Genomic DNA, 18409 nt, shown 5'->3' on the forward strand with positions numbered 1-18409 from the left:
ATGACTCTTTTTGAATTACATCAAAAATTAGTAAATAAAGAAATTTCTGCCCTAGAGCTTACAAAAGCTGTATTGGCACATAAAAGTAATGTAGAGCCAACAGTACATGCGTACTTGTCTGACTCTCATGAAGCGGCGTTAGCACAAGCAGAGGCTGTAGATGCTAAAATTGCAAAAGGAGAAACTATTTCGCCATTAGCAGGGATTCCTGGGGCGATTAAAGATAATATTTGTACAAAAGGGGTGGCTACTACATGTGGCTCCCACATGTTAGAAAATTTTGTGCCTCCTTACAATGCAACGGTTATCGAAAAATTACAAGCTCAAGATGCTGTTATTTTGGGTAAATTAAACATGGACGAATTTGCTATGGGTAGCTCCACAGAGAACTCTGCCTTAGGCAAAACGACAAATCCATGGAATCCAGACTATGTACCAGGCGGTTCTTCTGGCGGTAGTGCGGCTGCTGTTGCCAGTGGTAGTGCAATCTGGGCATTAGGTTCCGATACAGGTGGATCTATTCGTCAACCAGCATCCTATTGTGGTGTGGTTGGTTTGAAACCGACTTATGGAAATGTATCTCGCTATGGCTTGATTGCTTATGCATCTTCTTTGGACCAAATTGGCCCTGTTACGAGAGATGTGCGTGACGCAGCTATCGTGTTGAATGCTATTACAGGCCATGATTTCCATGATTCTACATCCATCCCAGGACATCGTGTCGATTATACAAAAACTCTTGTGAAAGATGTAAAAGGCTTGCGTATTGGTGTACCAAAAGAATATTTTGGTGAAGGCTTACATCCAGAAGTGCGTGCAGCTTTGGAAAAAGCTATTGAAACGTATCGCAATATGGGTGCCACTATCGTAGATATTTCCTTGCCAACTACAAAATATGCCTTGTCTGCGTACTATATCATCGCTTTAGCAGAAGCTAGTTCTAACCTAGCTCGTTATGACGGAGTTAGCTATGGTCTTCGCGTACCAGCAGATAATTTGGTGGAAATGTCTACCAAAACTCGTACCCAAGGATTTGGTGAAGAAGTACAACGCCGTATCTTGTTAGGTACCTATGTATTGAGTTCTGGTTATTATGATGCATACTATTTAAAAGCTCTAAAAGCTCGTCGTTTGATTAAAAATGAGTTTGATGCAGCATTCCAAGAATGTGATGTATTATTAACACCAACCGCTCCGAATACAGCTTTTAAATTTGGTGAAAAAATCAACGATCCATTGACTATGTATTTAGAGGATGTATGTACAGTGCCAGTTAACTTGGCAGGTATCCCAGGTATCAGTATTCCTGCTGGATTTGGTTCTAATGGTATGCCAATCGGTATGCAATTATTGGCGCCTGCTATGGGTGAAAGTACATTGTTGCAAGCAGCCTATAGCTTTGAACAAGAATGTCCTGAATTTACAAAATTGCCAACTATGGGAGAATTGAAACTATGAAATATGAAACAGTAGTAGGCCTTGAAGTTCATACTGAACTGAAAACAAATTCAAAAATTTTCTGCTCCTGTACAACGGCCTTCGGGGGCGACCATAATACACATGTATGTCCAACTTGCTTAGGTTTGCCAGGAACTATGCCTGTATTTAACCAAAAAGTGCTGGAATATGCTATCAAAGTCGGTTTAGCATTAAACTGCGAAATCGTACTATTCAATAAATTTGACCGCAAAAACTATTATTACCCAGATTTGCCTAAAAACTGGCAAACTTCTCAATTTGACTTGCCTATTTGCGTAAACGGTCATCTTGATGTAGAGGTGAATGGTGAAACTCGTCGCATTCGTATCAACCGTATCCATATGGAAGAAGATGCTGGTAAATTAGTGCATAGTGGTGCTACTATTTCTAGCTCTGATAGCTCCAATGTAGACTACAATCGTACAGGTGTACCATTGTTAGAAATCGTATCAGAACCTGATCTTCGTTCTGGTGAAGAAGCGCGCCAATATGTGGATAAAATTCGTGCTATTGTACAATACTTAGGCGTATCTGACGGACGTATGGAAGAAGGTAGTTTGCGTTGTGATGCGAACATTTCTATTCGCCCAGTGGGAGAAACAAAGTTAGGTACGAAAACCGAAATTAAAAATATGAACTCTTTAACAGGCATCCAAAAAGGTATTGAATACGAAGCACTTCGTCAAGCAGAAGCCTTGGAAGATGGAGAAACGATTGTTCAAGAAACTCGTACTTGGGACGATAGCAAAGGTATCACTCTTTCCATGCGTAAGAAAGAGAAGGAAAATGACTACCGTTTCTTCCCAGAACCAGACTTGGTGCCTATCGTGGTAGATCCTAACTATGTAGAAGAAATCCGTCAATCCTTACCAGAATTGCCAGAAGCGAAACAACAACGCTTCATGGAATCCTATGGATTGTCCAGTGAAGATGCACGTACATTGACAAGCCAACGTGCTACAGCGGACTATTTCGATGCTGTCGTAGAGGCTGGAGCAGATGCAAAAACGGCATCTAACTGGATCATCGGTGATTTGGCAAAACTTGTGAACGATGCTGGTATTTCTTATGCGGATAGCAAAGTACAACCAAAACAATTGGCTGATATGATTAGCCTAATTGAAAAAGGCACGATTTCTGGTAAAATTGCAAAACAAGTGATTGTCAAAATGTTTGAAACTGGTAAAAATCCAGACAAAATTGTAGAAGAAGAAGGCTTAGTTCAAATTACCGATACAGGAGCTATTGAAGAAATTGTAAAACAAGTCATTGCAGATAATCCAAAATCTGTGGAAGATTTCAAATCTGGTAAAGGTAAAGCTATCGGATTCTTGGTGGGCCAAGTGATGCGTGCCTCTAAAGGTAAAGCCAATCCTGGCGTAGTGAATGAATTGTTGGAAAAACATTTACAAGCTCTATAGGAGTGACTATGAGTCAAGAACAAAAGTATGATGAAGGAACGCGCGTTCTTTCAGAAGAGGAATTGCGTGACTTTGATGGTACAACAATAGATGAAGAGGGGCGTACATATGACGCTCCTCGTTATCAATCTTCTCAACAGGAACAAGACCAATTTCAAACCATTCCTAATATGAAGATATTTTTGTGGAATGCTCTTAGCTGGAACTGGAAACTAGGCATAGCAGTAGGCATCGTGATGCTTATTATAGTGTTATTTGCACTAGCTAAATTTATCATTGCTGGTGCTTTTGTGATTATTTTAGCTTGGCTAGTGATGCGTTTGTTGGGGAAACTATTTTTTTAAATCTGAATACAGAGGTTGTATTGCTATGGAACAAACATTTTCATGGAAGCGGTTTGCATGGCTAGGGATAGGAACGTTTTTGTTCTACTTGTTTATGGCATGGGCGTTGCCTGTGACGGATACAGTGGAATCAAACTACGCTTTGTCTGCCGTGACCATGATGAAACATGGAGAGTTTTTGTCTCCTATGATTTATGACATGTATTGGTATGATAAACCAATTATGGCATATTGGGGGCTTATACTGTCCTACTCTTTGTTTGGTATCTCTGATTTGGCTGCTCGATTGCCATCCATTGTCGTTTCTACTTGTACAGTATTAGCGATGTATCGGATGGCTTTCAGTATATATCAAGTAGAACGGATTGCCATGTGGAGTGCCATTGCCCTAGGAACGGCGTTAGAATTTTGGTACATCGGTCATGCTGTCGTGACGGATGGATATTTATTTCTCTTTTCTATGGGGATTTTTTACTATTTATATCGTGGTATCACAGGTGAAAGTCATCGCCATATGGTCTATGCATATCTGTTTGCTGGGTTAGCGGTACTTACCAAGGGCCCTGTAGGGATCGTGCTACCAGGGATTATTTTAATTCTATATGTGGCCTTGAATCGTCGTATGGATTGGTTCAAATATGTCTTTTCTTGGAAAGGTATTCTTGCTTTTATCCTAGTCGTAGCACCTTGGTATGGATATATGTACCATGTTCATGGAGATGCTTTTATCCAAGGATTTTTAGGGCTACATAATGTGACGAGAGCGACGGTACCAGAGCATCCAGAGCATAATTGGTGGTATTTGTATTTTGCCTTATTACCAATCTGTATGATGCCTTGGACTAGCTTTGTAGTTCGTGGTATTAATGAACAGAAACACGCCTATATTTGGTATTGGTCTATTTTCTGGTTTGTAGGAACTGTTCTGTTCTACACGTGTATGGCCACTAAATATGTTACCTACACATTTATTATGCTGATTCCTTTGGCATTATGGGCAGGTATGGGCATTCATGCTTGTATAGAAGGATACAAAGATCGTAAGATGACATGGAGGGTGTTTGCCCTATATGCACTGGGTGGATTTCCATTTTTACTAGGATTAGTCATAGTGGGATTAAGCATCTCTTTATCACATAGTGCGTATCTTTGGATTAGTTTAGCGGTAACAGTGGTGAGTTGCATCTACGCCACTAGTAAACGAACAGGGAAAACCATAGTGTGCAGTATGGCAACCAGTGCTATTGTATTCTATCTAGCATTAGTTCCTAACTTAGTGCCAGTTATGGAAGACCAATCTGCTAAGGTATTAGCTAATAAAGTGGTGGCACTAGAAGGTGTTACGCCACTAGATGTGTATCAATATGGTAACTACCGTACTTCCTTGTCCTATTATTTAGGGCGGACGACTTCCTATATTCATTACAAAGAACATGAAAGTGTATGGGAAGATGGAAAGAATATTATGCCTATGGTGAAACCTATTGCGCTCGCAAAGGATGCAGAGAAGCTATCTCGTGCCTTAATTTATGTGCCGAATAAATACGCAACGTATTTTAAAGAAACAAGTTTATATGACCAGGTTCAGCCTATAGAAAAAGATTCTCGAGGAGTCTTCTACAAAGCGAAATAATGGTAACCATATTATTGGGGATGCTCCTAGGGAGTGTCCCCAACATGTTTCTGTTACTATAGGACAGATAGTATGAGTCCTCTATGTGAGGTATATTTTTTATGCCTCGATAATAATTGGGGGAAGGACTGTAAAAGATCTTCTCAAAGACTTATATTTATATAAAAGAAGGCTCTATAATATATTTTGGGGGACAGTAAAAGCCATCGCGCTAAAGTATATTTTTATGCATAAAGAGACTGAACTGATTAATTGCTACCCCAAAACTTGACAAAGAGATTATAAGAATAGATATGAAACAGGCACCAACTTCAATAGCTGGTGCCTGTTTTGTACTTGTAGTAGTTTATTTCGCATCAGGATCTAAGGACAATGGTTGTGTACCTAACATTGTAGTTAAGTTATTGACATTAAAGCGATAGGCTTTATTGGAGAAATCTCGTGTTACATCATAGTTACCAGATGGAGCATGTATGATGCCCACTAGCATATCATACAATAAGTCATTGGTGAAATATTGTTGTTCATGATTGCGTAGGGTAATTGCTGTTTCTGGATACGCATTACGATATGTAGGAGATAAGTACACCCACATTGGTATCCGTGTCATTCCAAAGTTGAAAATGTCTGGATTGTGAGATGTTTTAATATTTTCTCCGTGGTCAGAGAAATAGACCATGGCTTGTAAGTTTAAGTTATCCTTAGCATAGGTGTAAATTTCTTGTAACAGCCAATCAGTATATAGTTGGCTATTGGCATAAGCTTCAATTCCTTCAGGGTTTGGACCTTGTTTCCATTTGCTGAACTCGTGAGGATATCTATCGTTGTAGTAGATATGACTACCCATAATATGAATGACAATAAAATTATTTTGGTTCTTTGGTACGTCTTTTAACAGTGGTAACAAAGCGCCATCATATTGATCGGAGAAAGCATAGGATTCGTGAGCCCATCGAGGGGTATCACTAGCCTTAGCAATGAGGGAGATAGCCGTATCGTATTCGCCATACACACCTTGGTTAGACAGCCAAGAGGTGTGATACCCAGCTTTTTTCGCCACATCGATAATAGTAGTAGCATCAAAGAATGGTTTGTCGTCATATTGATTGCGCTCTGTTAAGGCTCTTTCTAAAGTCGGTACAGTCTGCACATAGGATGAGTAAGCGTGTTTAAAGACATTGAAGTTTGGATTTTGATACAGGGAACCTTGCCATGGAGTATCATCGTAAGGGAAGTCAGGAGTATACATTTTCATGTAATCTCTAGAAGAAGATTCTCCAATGACTAAGATGACAGTACCTGGAGTTTTTTGCGCCGCTGTTTCGGTAGTGCTTAATTGTAAATTGTTAAATACACTAACATGCTTATCATTATAAGATTGCAACTCTTTCATATAGGCTCGAACTTCTAGCCAATTGCTGACAATATCTGTACGAGGGAAAAGGTAATATCCACCATACACGATGAGGGCGATGGATAGAATCCATTTTATATCATCTTGATATCGCTGAAAGAAAGAGGAATAGAACACAGTAGGCTCATCGTTCGTTTGAGCTTTTACATTGGCAAAGTATAAAAGACCAAGTATGATAGCGATACCTATGATAGCCCCTCCGATGCCACCTACGCCGATAATATTTTTTACAAATCCTAAGGCTTCCTCGGGGTTGGTTTGATACAATGCCATCATAGTGGCAGGAGTAATACAATGCCAAGTGGATAGATAGTACCCGATTTGACCAACTGGTATAAGGAGCAATGCTACGTCAAGGATGCTGTATAGAGCAGACCAAATACGTTTTGCCTTTCCCCATTGTAGTAGCCAATAGTGGGTGACACTAAGACCACAGAATAAGACTAGACCAAATAAAAAATCGTTGGCGAATTCGTAGAAGTAAAAAGGCTTTTCATAAGACCAGTGAAATAAGAGCGGGAATGTTAATGCCCAACTGATACCTACGATGCCATGACCAATGATATATCCCTTTTTAAAGGAACTACGAATGATCGATTGTAAGACTGTTAAGCCTACAATAGTAGGAACGAATAAGGTAAGGATATCTTCTATGTCAAACCCTAAAGTAATTGGTTCGTAGATGTAAAATAGTGCCACTGCGATGATAGTGGACACGATGGTATACAGTCCCAACTGTTTCCATCTTTGACGATGCATAGTGTCGCCTCTCTTTCTGGGTGTAGCAATTTTCGCCCATTTCATTTATAATACTTATTAGATACATACGTTGGTATGTCTATGTATTATTCTAACTGTTTCTAATAGGAAATGCAATTTTTTCATACAAGGTGTGGTGAAAGCCATACCTTTATTTTTGGTAGAAAGGAGTTTTCATGAATACCTACGATTTTAAACTGGATATTTTTGAAGGCCCTTTGGATCTTTTGTTGCATTTGATTGAAAAGAATCAGATTGATATATACGATATTCCCATTGTGCATATCACCTCACAATATATGGATATACTCAAAACTTGGAATCAATTTGATATTGCCTATAGTAGTGAGTTTTTAGTGATGGCAGCTACGTTGTTGCAGATTAAGTCACGCCTTTTATTGCCTAAGATAAATCATAAGGATGAAAGTGATACAGAAGATCCACGAGACGAATTGGTGAATCGATTGGTGGAGTTTAAACGCATCAAAGAATTGACGGAGCTCCTAGAAGAACGTGTATCCGATGGATCCTATGTATTTAATAGACCGGAAGAGCTTAGCCAAGTGGGATTAGATCTTGTTTGTACTGTGGAGTGGGATGCATTAGTGGCATGCTTTCAGAAAGTGCAGGAACGATATGATCGACCTGAGGTAGAAGCTCCCAAAGTTATGATGGAACGTGAAGAATATACATTGGAACAAGGGATTGAAGATGTATTACTAGCGACGAGGAATCAACAAGTGCCCTGTGTAAATTTATTTGCTTCGGTACAGACGAAGGAAGAAAGTGTGGTTACATTTTTGGCGTTATTAGAGTTAATGAAACGTCAACTATTGCGAATTATAGTGGGCAATCACGATATATATAACGTGATTGTAGAAGGTATAGAAGAAGGAGATGCGCTGTGAATAGCATTGAATTTCAGCAGTTAGAGGCTGTATTATTTGCAGCAGCTACCCCTTTAACGATAGATACATTAGCAGATATTTTTGAAGTCTATGCACCAGAAGTTGAAAAAGCTATCAAAGGTTACGAAGAAAGGTTAGTACAGGAACGGCGAGGAATTAGGATTCGTAAAAGTGCATCGGGCATAGAACTAGTGAGCGCCCAAGAATGCAGTGAATTTGTTACTAAAATTCGCCATAGAGATGAAAAGCTATCTGGAGCGGCTATGGAAACGTTGGCTGTAATTGCTTTCAAACAGCCTATCACAAAAGGTGAAGTAGAAGAATTTCGTGGTGTGAACTGTGAAAAAGTATTAAAACAATTATTGGCCCGTGACATGATTGTAGAGTTAGGACGAAAGGAAACTATCGGACGTCCTGTGATTTACGGAACATCGGATAACTTTTTAAGGACTGTAGGTGCCAATTCTATTGAAGAATTGCAACAGTCTATGCCTCTTTCAGCGGGGTTATCCATAGATATAGAAGGAGATTAATATGGAACTAGAACGTTTGCAAAAATATATTGCCCGTTGTGGTGTGGCATCACGACGAAAAGCAGAAGAATTGATTACTTCTGGCAAAGTACTTGTGAATGGTAAATATGTAAAAGAACTGGGTGCAAAGGTAAATCCTACACGGGACCGCGTTAAAGTGGATGGACAACTATTGGAGCCAGAGGCATTGGAATATTATATTTTTAACAAGCCAAAAGGGGTGATTACATCCATTACAGATCCTGAAGGACGCAAAACTGTTATGGATTATATTAACTCTGTAAAAGTTCGTATTTATCCTGTAGGCCGATTAGACTACCATACAGAAGGATTATTACTATTGACGAATGATGGAACTATGGCGCAAAATTTAGCCCATCCATCAAAAGGTGTGACGAAAACCTACGAAGTAAAAGTAAAAGATCGTGTGCTTGATGAACATTTAGAACAGTTAGCAGTAGGTATCAAACTAGAAGATGGTATGACGGCGCCTTGCGAAATTACAGACTACGGATTTAATGGAAAAACAGGTCTTACCACTGTAGAAATTACCATCCATGAAGGGCGTAATCGTCAAGTACGCCGTATGTTTGAACACTTTGGGTACTCTATTCATAATTTGAAACGCATCAATTATGCGGGATTGAATTTGAAAGGGTTGAAACGTGGGGCTTTTCGTAAATTAACTCGTGAAGAAGTGAAACAATTACAAGCGATAAAATAAGGATACATATGAAAAAAATTATTGTCATCGGTGGCGGCGCTGCAGGTCTTATGGCTGGCGTTCGAGCTGCACAATTAGGTGCCTCTGTGCGCATCATTGAAAAAATGAAGATGGTGGGCCTTAAAATGGGGATTACAGGCAAGGGACGCTGTAATGTGACGAATGCGGCTCCTATAGAAGATTTTATTAAGCAAACGCCTGGAAATGGTAAGTTTCTATATAGTGCGTACCAACAATGGACGAATGAAGATATGATTCATTTGCTCAATAGTTGGGGTGTCTCTACTAAGGTAGAGCGAGGTGGCCGTGTATTTCCAGAGTCGGATAAAGCAACGGATGTACGCAATGCCTTTATAGACACGTATTGTAAATTAGGTGGACAACTTCATTTAGAAGAAACTGTTAAGGATTTAATCGTACAAGATGGCGCTATTACAGGTGTTATAACAGATACAAGAACCTATGAGTGCGATGCAGCCATCATCGCTACGGGAGGGATGTCCTATCCATTGACTGGCTCCACTGGAGATGGCTATGAATTAGCATCTTCGGTGGGACATTCCATAGTGGAACTTAGGCCATCCTTAATTCCTTTGGAAACAAAAGAACATTGGGTGAAAGACTTAATGGGGCTGAGTCTAAAAAATGTAGAAGTCTCTATTATTGCGAAAAACAAAGTGCAAACAAAACAATTTGGAGAAATGCTATTTGCCCATTTTGGAGTGACGGGACCGATTATTTTGTCTGCTTCTCATACAGTGACAAAGTTACTAAAGAAACAAGTAGATCCTATTATCGTTGAAATTAATTTAAAACCAGCTTTATCTCGAGAGGTTTTAGATAAGCGAGTACAACGTGATTTCAGTGAGTCTCAAAATAAGCAATTAGTGAATGTATTGAAAGGTCTATTGCCATCCAAGTTAATTCCAGTTATATGTCAACTAGCAGAATTGGAAGGAACGAAAGCCATTCATGATATTACAAAAGAGGAGCGCTTACGACTAGTGGACACAATTCAACATATGCGACTTACCGTACATAAACCTCGTCCTATAGCAGAGGCTATTGTGACAGCTGGTGGCATTTCTGTAAAAGAAGTAGATCCCAAAACGATGCAATCTAAATTGGTGCATGGTTTATATATGGCAGGAGAAGTCTTGGATGTGGATGCGTTCACAGGGGGCTATAATCTGCAAGTTGCGTTTTCTACAGCCTACGTAGCTGCTACTCATGCAGCAGAAGGAGGAGTCTAATATGAATCGACGAATTTCCGTAGCCATTGATGGTCCTGCTGGTGCAGGTAAAAGTAGTATTTCTAAAGTAGTAGCCAAGAAATTAGGGTATTTATATATTGATACAGGAGCTATGTATCGTGGCATTACCTGGGCACTACTGAATGCGGGTATATCTATTGATGATGTAGATGCAGTAGAAGCTGCTTTGTCTAAGATTCAATTAGAACTACGTGTAGAAGAAACGGGTTTATCTGTATGGGTAAATGGAACAGATGTATCCCAAGATATCCGTACGCAATATGTGACAAGTCACGTGTCTCAAGTGGCTGCACAAAAAGCAGTGCGCACTAAGTTGGTAGAAATGCAACGTCACATGGCATCAGCGGGCGGTGTGATTCTTGATGGTAGGGATATTGGTTCTATTGTGTTACCTAATGCGGAATTAAAAGTCTATCTAACAGCATCTGTGGAGACTCGTGGGCATCGACGTTGGTTGGAGTTGAAAGATTCCGAGAATATCTCTTTGGAAGAAGTATGTCGTACTGTAGCAGAGCGAGATGCCATGGATATGAATCGAAAGGAATCTCCTCTTGTATGCGTAGATGATGCAGTGGTTGTAGAAACGGATCATCTTAGTATAGAAGAAACTGTTCAAACTCTTGTTGACTTAATTCGTAAAGCGGAACTAGGAGGGCATCATGGATAAATTTTCTGAATGCTTATGGAGATCTGCGTTTACCATCGTTTATGGATGGTGGTATGGCACAAAGGTATATGGGAAAGAAAATGTACCTAAAGAAGGGCCGGTCATCATTTCTCCAAACCATAAGAGTAATAATGACCCTCCTTTATGTGGCTTTGCATTACCACGTCATGTGAACTTCATGGCAAAAGAAGAGCTATTTAGAAATCCAATTTCTAAATTAGTTTGTACTTGGCTAGGAGCCTTTCCGGTGCGACGAGGTGGAGTCGATAAATTAGCTATTCGTCATGCTATGAATTTATTGAAGGATAATTTAATGCTTGGTATTTTTCCAGAAGGGACACGACAAAAGGGTGATTCTTTAGGGCGCTTTCACGATGGCGTAGCTTCGATGGCGTTGCGTACAGGGGTGCCAGTAGTACCGATAGCCATTGTAGGAAGCGATAAAATGATTCGTGGAGAAGTAGCTGTTATTATTGGAAAACCGATTGTAGTAGCAAAAGCAAAAGCAACTGTAGAGGCTATTGCAGACGTGAATGATGTGGTAAAAACAGCTATCCAAACTATGATTGATGAATATAAAGCAGGTAAGTATAAATAGGGGAATGCTATGTTTACAATACGATTAGCAGAAAATTGTGGGTTTTGCTACGGCGTAAAGCGTGCTGTTACTATGGCAGAAAAAGCAGCAGACTCACAAGATTTGAGTTATACATTGGGACCAATTATTCATAACCCTCAAGTAGTAGGTCGGTTAGAAGATAATGGTGTCTATGCCATTAATGAATTGAGTGATGTAGAAGAAGGTACTATTATCATTCGCTCCCATGGGGTTGGTCCAGAAGTATATGAAGAGGCAGAAACAAGAGGTTTACCAGTTATAGATGCCACCTGTCCTCATGTGCAAAAAGCACAAAGAGATGCGAAGTCAGTTGTTGATGAAGGGCTTACGCTCATTATCTTGGGTGAAAAGAAACATCCAGAAGTAAAGAGTATTAATCTATGGGCAGGTAATAAAGGTATTATAGTAGAAACAGAAGAGGATGCTAGAAATATTCAATTCGTGGAAAAAATTGGAGTTGTAGTACAAACTACCTTTTCACAATTTAAGTTTCAAAGTATAATAAAAATATTAGAACAAAAATCTAATGATCAAAAGATCTTCAAGACAATTTGTCAGGCTACTGAGGAACGTCAAAATTCTGCTGTAGCTTTGGCGAAAGAAGTGGATCTTATGATCGTGGTAGGTGGGAAGAACTCCGGCAACACGACTAGATTAGCAGAAGTATGTCGTGATGTAGGGTGTACTACATACCACATCGAAACTGCTACTGAAATACAAATGACGTGGTTGAAAGACGTCACAACAGTAGGAGTCACGGCTGGTGCATCGACACCAGACTGGATAATTAAGGAGGTCATTCAGACGATGGAAAATTTTGCAGAATTATTTGCAGCATCAGAAGCGCAAGCAGAAGAATTTAAGAAAGGTAATGTGATTGAAGGGGAAGTTGTACAAATCGATGACGAACGTGCATATGTATCCTTTGGCTACAAAACAGAAGCACAACTAGAGAGAAAAGAAATGGCATACCCTACACCAGCTTCTGCTAAAGATGTATTAAAGGAAGGCGATAAAATCAAAGCTGTTATCCTTAACCACATCAAAGAAGATAGCCCAATTTATCTTTCTATCACTCGTTTGGCTAAAGATGAAGATTGGCAATATGTTATTGAAGCACAAGAAAAAGATGAACCAATCATCTGTAAAGGTGTGGATGCAATTCCTGCAGGTTTAGTCGTAACTGTTAAGTCTTTACGTGGTTTTATTCCACTTTCCCAAGGTGACATTCACTTCGTGAAATCCCTTGATAACTTAGTAGGTACAGAATTCGAAGCTAAAGTACTTGAAGTTGAAGAAAAGAAAAACCGTTTAGTTCTTTCTCGTCGTGAAGTACTTGAAGTGGAACGCCAAGCTAAATTAAAAGAAGCGTTAGCAAATGTAGAAGTTGGCGGTACTTACAAAGGTACTGTTCGTAAAATCATGCCTTATGGCGCATTTGTTGATATCGGAGGAATCGAAGGTTTACTTCACATTTCCGACATTTCTTGGCAAAAAATTAAACGCGTTGAAGACGTGTTAGCAGTAGGTCAAGAAATCGACGTTAAATTACAATCCTTTGATGAAGAAAACAGCAAAATCTCTTTATCTTTAAAAGCGTTATCCAAAAGCCCATGGGACGTTGCAGAAGAAACTATCCATGTAGGCGATAAAGTAACTGGTAAAGTAGTTCGCACAGTTCAATACGGTGCATTTGTTGCTATCAACGATGACATCCAAGGTTTACTTCACATCTCTCAAGTGACTAAACAACGCAATGCGAAAGTAGAAGATTACTTGAGCCGCGGTCAAGAAGTAGAAGTAGAAGTAATTTCTTTCAACAAAGACGAAAAGAAATTAGGTTTAAAATTAACTGAGTTAATGGAACCAGTAGCAACTGAAGAAGAAGCTGAATAATTTCTACATAATAGAAGAACAGTAGGTCCAATGGACTTACTGTTCTTTTTTTGCTTTCGTTTATGTGATACAATATAAGTTGATAAACTATGTGTTCTTACTCTTCCTTTGAGGAAGTTGAAATATGAGGTGAAAGTATGTCAAAACCATTAGTTGCGGTCGTAGGAAGACCGAATGTAGGAAAGTCTACATTATTTAATGCCATTGTTAATAAACGAATTTCGATCGTAGAAGATATTCCAGGTGTTACACGTGATAGAATTTATTTTGATGCAGAGTGGTTACAACGTGAATTTACCATGATCGATACTGGTGGGATTGAGTTCATCACTGCGGAAAGTCATGAAATCCCTAAGATGATGCGTTTTCAAGCTCAATTAGCCATTGAAGAAGCGGATGTGATCCTTTTTGTTGTAGATGGCAAGCAAGGTATTACGATTGCCGATGAAGAAGTGGCAAATCTATTACGTGCTAGTGGTAAGCCTGTGATTCTTGTAGTTAATAAAATTGACAGTGTGAACCAAGAAGCCAATATTTATGAGTTCTATAATTTAGGCATAGGCGATCCAATCGGTATTTCTGCCAAAAATTTAATGAACTTAGGTGATTTGCTAGATGATGTGGTGAAACATTTCCCTCCACAAAGTGTTAGCGAGGAAGATGAAGATACAATTCATGTGGCCTTGATTGGACGTCCTAATGTGGGTAAATCATCTCTTACAAATGCTTTGTTAGGTCAAGAGCGCGTTATCGTCAGTGATGTGGCGGGTACAACACGAGACTCTATCGACACTCATTGGAGTCATGATGGACAGGATTTTGTGTTAATCGATACGGCTGGGATGCGTCGTAAATCTCGTATTGATGCACCTGTAGAGCGTTATAGTATTGTTCGTTCTCTTCGTGCTATTGATCGATCTGATATCGTGGTTTTAGTATTAGATGCTACCGATGGAGTGACTGAACAAGATAAAAAAATTGTTGGCTATGCTCACGAATCTGGTAAAGGCTTAGTTATCGTTGTCAATAAATGGGATTTGATTGAAAAAGATGACAAAACTACACTACGATTTACAGAAGATATTTATGATGAAATGGCATTCCTACGGTATGCACCAATCTTGTTTGCTTCTGCGTTAACGAAACAACGTGTTCATCGGTTAGCAGAATTAATTAAATATGTGTCTGAGCAACAACATATGCGTATTTCTACGAGTGTATTAAACCAACTGTTATCAGATGCACAAACAGTGAACCCAGTGCCATCTCGTGGTGGACGGATTCCTAAAATTTACTATATGACACAGGCAAGCGTAAAACCGCCTACGTTCATTTTATTTGTGAATGAACCAGAATTAATCCATTTCTCCTATATGCGTTTCTTGGAGAACCGACTTCGTGAATCATTTGGCTTTGAAGGGACTCCAATTCGATTAGTACTTCGTGGTAAGAAGGGAACTGATGAAGAATGATAACGATGGAAATTGCTGTATTAGTTTTGGTAGCGTACTTAGTAGGTTCTATTCCTACAGGTTTAATTATTGGAAAACTTTGTTTCCATACTGATGTGCGCCAATATGGTAGTAAAAACATCGGCGCTACTAATACCTATCGAGTATTAGGTATGAAAGCTGCCTTACCTGTGTTCTTGGGTGATGCGGGGAAAGGTGCTATTGGTGTACTCTTATTTTCGCCGAACCCAGAATGGATGATTGTAGGTGGATTATGTGCTATGATTGGTCATAATTGGTCTATTTTTCTGGGATTTTCTGGCGGTAGAGGAGTGGCTACAGGATTGGGCGTGCTCATTGCATTATCACCAATAGCAGCGTTAATTTGCTTTGCTGTATGGGCCATCATTGTTAAGTTTACTTCCTATGTATCCTTAGGGTCCATTGTAGCAGCTACACTGGTGCCTATCGTGATGTACTGTTTATCTGAACCATTGCCATATATTATTTTTGGCGCTGTAGCGGCATTGTTCGTTGTATTCCGCCATAGAGAAAATATTATGCGTCTTTTACAAGGAAAAGAGTTAGCTGTGAAACGTATTACAAAGGATGAGTAATTATGAAAATTGCAGTTATTGGATCAGGTAGTTGGGGTACTGCACTAGCTCTGAAAGGGATAGAGGCAGGTCACCAGGTGACTATGTATTGCCGTACGGAAGAGAAAGCAAATTACTTGCGTGAATATCGTATTAATCCTTATTTGCCAGAAGTTGTATTGCCTAGCTCACTAGAGTTTCAACATTCTTATGCAGCTACCTTAGTAGATGCAGAAGTGGTGTTACTGGTAACGCCATCCAGTTATGTGCGAAGTACTTTACAGGAGTTGAAACAATATTTACAACCAGCTATGATTATCGTAGGATGCTCTAAAGGACTGGAAAAAGAAAGCGAAAAACGATTATCTTTGGTCATTGAAGAAGAAGTTCAAGACTTAGTGAAAGCGACGGCTATTTTATCTGGTCCTAATCATGCGGAAGAAGTAGGTCGTAATTTGCCAGCTGCCACAGTAGTAGCAAGCCAACAGGAAGGGGCGATTTGCACATTACAAAAAGCCTTGGGTGGACCGAGATTTCGAGTATACGGTAATACAGATGTAATCGGCGTAGAGCTAGGGGGAGCCACAAAAAATATTATCGCCTTAGCAGCAGGAATTGCCCATGGTATGCAGCTAGGTGATAATTTATTGGCAGCCCTACTGACTCGTGGACTTCATGAAATGACGAAGTTTGGTATTGCCATGGGGGCAAAAGCAGAAACTTATGCAGGACTTTCAGGAATGGGAGATTTAATTGCTACATGCATGAGTCCTCATAGTCGAAACCGTCGAGCCGGGCAAAAATTAGCCGATGGAGAGACGATGGAAGATATTATCAACAATTCCCAGATGGTGGTGGAAGGTTTTTTTGCAGTTCGTATTATTTATGATTTAGCCAAAGCAAAGGGAATCGATATGCCTATCACTAATGCTTTGTATGAGGTGTTATATCATAAGGTTCCACCGGCAGAAGTGCTAATGCAGTTGATGATGCGTGATGTAAAACAAGAAGTTTGCAGTGAGTCATAGACTATGAGGAAGATTTCATAAAAAATCTATTGTACCCCATAGTAAAATCATGTAGAATATACAAGTACAGGTAGTAAAATATATGAGAATTATTTCAGGGACAGCTAAAGGGCATACCATACAAGCTCCAAAAGGTATGGATACAAGACCTACACAAGATCGAGTGCGTGAAAGTATTTGTAATGTCATACAAAGTCGAAGAGGATTTTTTGAGGCGCAGGTGCTAGATTTATTTTCTGGAACAGGTGCGCTCGCCATCGAATCTTTGAGCCGCGGTGCTAGTCATGCTATTGCGGTAGATACGCGCACTGATACGTGCATTAGGAAGAATGCACAACATTGTAAGGTAGAAGACCGATTGGAAATTATGAAATGTACTATGGAATCGGCACTTTCACGGTTACAAGGAAAGCAGTTTCAGTTGATATTTTCTGATCCCCCTTATGAAAAAGGGTATGTCCAAAAAACATTGGACTTAGTGGAAGAGTTACAATTACTTACCGAAGATGGCTTTTTAATTTTAGAACGCCATAAGAATGAAATATTAGAATTATTGCCCAAGTGGATGCTTGTAAAAGCCCTATCCTTTGGGTACACTCGCGTTGACATTCTGTGTCGAGAACCGTAGAAAGGGGCTTATATCGTGAGAATTGGGGTTTGTCCAGGTAGTTTTGATCCTGTTACAAATGGACATATAGATATATTTGAGCGCGCTAGTAAATTAGTGGACAAGCTAATCGTAGTGATTTTAGAGAATCCAAATAAAAAGTACTTGTTTACCTTGGATGAACGAGCAGAGTTAATTCGTCAGTCTGTGTCACATATTCCTAATGTTGAAGTGGATTTTGGGGCTGGTTTGTTGAATGATTATGTAAAATCGAGAGATAGTCATATTATCATTCGTGGTCTCCGTGCGCTGAGCGACTTTGAATATGAATTTCAACGAGCTTTATTTTCAAAATATTTAGATGATGAAATTGAAACTGTTTTTATTATGACCAACAATAAATATGCCTTCGTAAGCTCTACGGGGATACGAGAATTAGCTAAATTTGGTGGTAAATTAGAAGGTTTAGTACCGGATGTTGTGAAACAAGCACTAGAAGATAAATTTATTACAGTACAAGAAAAATAGGAGGACGCCATGAGAACAGAAAAATTATTAGAAGAATTGGAAAATTTGATTGTTACTAGTAACAATATGATTATGACAAATAAAAAGTTAATTGAAGAAGAAGAGATTATGCGTATAGTAGATGCGTTGACAGAATCTTTGCCACTTGAATTAGAAGAATCTCGTCGCATTGTGGCAGAACGTGATCGTATCGTAGCGGAAGGTCAAAAACAAGCCGATGCATTGATTGAGCAAGCGAAAGAATACATTCAAAAATTAACAGAAGAAAGTGAACTAGTGAAACAAGCACAAGAACATGCTAATCATATTATTGCAGAAGCTAATAAATCTTCTGAGGAACTTAAAAATAGTTCTATTCAATATGCTAGTGATGTGTTCAAATACGTGGAATCTAATTTAGAACGTGCATTAGAAGCTTTAGAAGAAAATCGTCAAACATTATATAAATAATTAGGCTCTTTGTCAAATGTGGGGGCTACTCATGTAAAAGCTTTTAGCGCTAGCTATGGAAATAGCTAGCGCTATTCT

Annotated in this window: 18 protein-coding genes; 17 read left to right on the forward strand and 1 reads right to left on the reverse strand. The window is 39.4% G+C overall.

What is annotated here, in order from left to right; translation table 11 throughout:
* Genes gatA through EO116_RS07460 form a run of 4 tightly spaced genes read left to right on the forward strand, consistent with a single transcriptional unit; the run spans position 1 to position 4877 of the window.
* On the forward strand, positions 1 to 1458 hold the full coding sequence (gatA, locus tag EO116_RS07445) for an Asp-tRNA(Asn)/Glu-tRNA(Gln) amidotransferase subunit GatA (protein ID WP_127161285.1): 1458 nt from the start codon (positions 1 to 3) through the stop codon (positions 1456 to 1458).
* Positions 1455 to 2900 carry an Asp-tRNA(Asn)/Glu-tRNA(Gln) amidotransferase subunit GatB gene (gene gatB, locus EO116_RS07450; RefSeq protein ID WP_126938696.1) on the forward strand — a complete coding sequence of 482 codons (1446 nt, stop codon included), beginning with the start codon at positions 1455 to 1457 and terminating at the stop codon, positions 2898 to 2900. Before gatA ends, gatB begins: the two co-directional genes overlap by 4 nt.
* 8 nt (positions 2901 to 2908) lie before the next feature.
* Complete coding sequence (locus EO116_RS07455; RefSeq protein ID WP_127161286.1) at positions 2909 to 3244, forward strand: hypothetical protein; 336 nt, start codon at positions 2909 to 2911, stop codon at positions 3242 to 3244.
* A 25-nt stretch (positions 3245 to 3269) separates the two neighbouring features.
* Positions 3270 to 4877, forward strand: coding sequence for a glycosyltransferase family 39 protein (locus EO116_RS07460; RefSeq protein WP_127161287.1), 1608 nt, complete (start codon positions 3270 to 3272; stop codon positions 4875 to 4877).
* 346 nt (positions 4878 to 5223) lie between these two features.
* On the opposite strand, the gene EO116_RS07465 is transcribed toward EO116_RS07460, so the two are convergent.
* Entirely contained in the window at positions 5224 to 7050 is a 1827-nt protein-coding gene (locus tag EO116_RS07465) for a phosphoethanolamine transferase (RefSeq protein ID WP_127161288.1), read from the reverse strand.
* Positions 7051 to 7226: 176 nt separating this feature from the next.
* On the opposite strand from EO116_RS07465, the gene EO116_RS07470 reads away from it, so the two are divergent.
* The 13 genes from EO116_RS07470 to EO116_RS07530 all read left to right on the forward strand — a co-directional run bounded on the left by EO116_RS07470 (position 7227) and on the right by EO116_RS07530 (position 18331).
* A complete protein-coding gene (locus EO116_RS07470) occupies positions 7227 to 7958 on the forward strand; it encodes a ScpA family protein (protein ID WP_009353860.1) in 732 nt (243 codons plus the stop codon).
* The gene (gene scpB, locus EO116_RS07475; RefSeq protein ID WP_009353824.1) at positions 7955 to 8491 is read left to right on the forward strand and encodes an SMC-Scp complex subunit ScpB; all 537 of its coding nucleotides are present in this window, start codon (positions 7955 to 7957) and stop codon (positions 8489 to 8491) included. The genes EO116_RS07470 and scpB overlap by 4 nt, the downstream gene beginning before the upstream one ends.
* Before the next feature lies 1 nt (position 8492).
* Positions 8493 to 9215 (forward strand): pseudouridine synthase, encoded by a 723-nt coding sequence (locus EO116_RS07480; RefSeq protein WP_062402389.1) that lies wholly within the window; start codon positions 8493 to 8495, stop codon positions 9213 to 9215.
* Positions 9216 to 9223: 8 nt separating this feature from the next.
* Complete coding sequence (locus tag EO116_RS07485; protein WP_127161289.1) at positions 9224 to 10468, forward strand: NAD(P)/FAD-dependent oxidoreductase; 1245 nt, start codon at positions 9224 to 9226, stop codon at positions 10466 to 10468.
* A gap of 1 nt (position 10469) precedes the next feature.
* Positions 10470 to 11156: a (d)CMP kinase gene (gene cmk, locus EO116_RS07490; protein WP_127161290.1), complete on the forward strand. Its 687-nt coding sequence runs from the start codon at positions 10470 to 10472 to the stop codon at positions 11154 to 11156.
* A complete protein-coding gene (locus EO116_RS07495; RefSeq protein ID WP_126940761.1) occupies positions 11149 to 11754 on the forward strand; it encodes a 1-acyl-sn-glycerol-3-phosphate acyltransferase in 606 nt (201 codons plus the stop codon). The genes cmk and EO116_RS07495 overlap by 8 nt, the downstream gene beginning before the upstream one ends.
* A gap of 9 nt (positions 11755 to 11763) precedes the next feature.
* Positions 11764 to 13671, forward strand: coding sequence for a bifunctional 4-hydroxy-3-methylbut-2-enyl diphosphate reductase/30S ribosomal protein S1 (locus tag EO116_RS07500; protein WP_127161291.1), 1908 nt, complete (start codon positions 11764 to 11766; stop codon positions 13669 to 13671).
* A gap of 137 nt (positions 13672 to 13808) precedes the next feature.
* A complete protein-coding gene (gene der, locus EO116_RS07505) occupies positions 13809 to 15143 on the forward strand; it encodes a ribosome biogenesis GTPase Der (protein ID WP_127161292.1) in 1335 nt (444 codons plus the stop codon).
* A gap of 5 nt (positions 15144 to 15148) precedes the next feature.
* Positions 15149 to 15739, forward strand: coding sequence for a glycerol-3-phosphate 1-O-acyltransferase PlsY (gene plsY / locus EO116_RS07510; RefSeq protein WP_127161297.1), 591 nt, complete (start codon positions 15149 to 15151; stop codon positions 15737 to 15739).
* 2 nt (positions 15740 to 15741) lie between these two features.
* Positions 15742 to 16746 (forward strand): NAD(P)H-dependent glycerol-3-phosphate dehydrogenase, encoded by a 1005-nt coding sequence (locus EO116_RS07515; protein ID WP_127161293.1) that lies wholly within the window; start codon positions 15742 to 15744, stop codon positions 16744 to 16746.
* Positions 16747 to 16804: 58 nt separating this feature from the next.
* Complete coding sequence (rsmD, locus tag EO116_RS07520; protein ID WP_255416984.1) at positions 16805 to 17374, forward strand: 16S rRNA (guanine(966)-N(2))-methyltransferase RsmD; 570 nt, start codon at positions 16805 to 16807, stop codon at positions 17372 to 17374.
* A gap of 15 nt (positions 17375 to 17389) precedes the next feature.
* The gene (coaD, locus tag EO116_RS07525; RefSeq protein ID WP_127161295.1) at positions 17390 to 17881 is read left to right on the forward strand and encodes a pantetheine-phosphate adenylyltransferase; all 492 of its coding nucleotides are present in this window, start codon (positions 17390 to 17392) and stop codon (positions 17879 to 17881) included.
* A 9-nt stretch (positions 17882 to 17890) separates the two neighbouring features.
* Positions 17891 to 18331 (forward strand): ATPase, encoded by a 441-nt coding sequence (locus tag EO116_RS07530; RefSeq protein ID WP_127161296.1) that lies wholly within the window; start codon positions 17891 to 17893, stop codon positions 18329 to 18331.
* The last annotated feature ends 78 nt before the right edge of the window (positions 18332 to 18409 follow it).

Source organism: Veillonella sp. VA137, assembly GCF_003992015.1.
GTDB lineage: Bacteria > Bacillota > Negativicutes > Veillonellales > Veillonellaceae > F0422.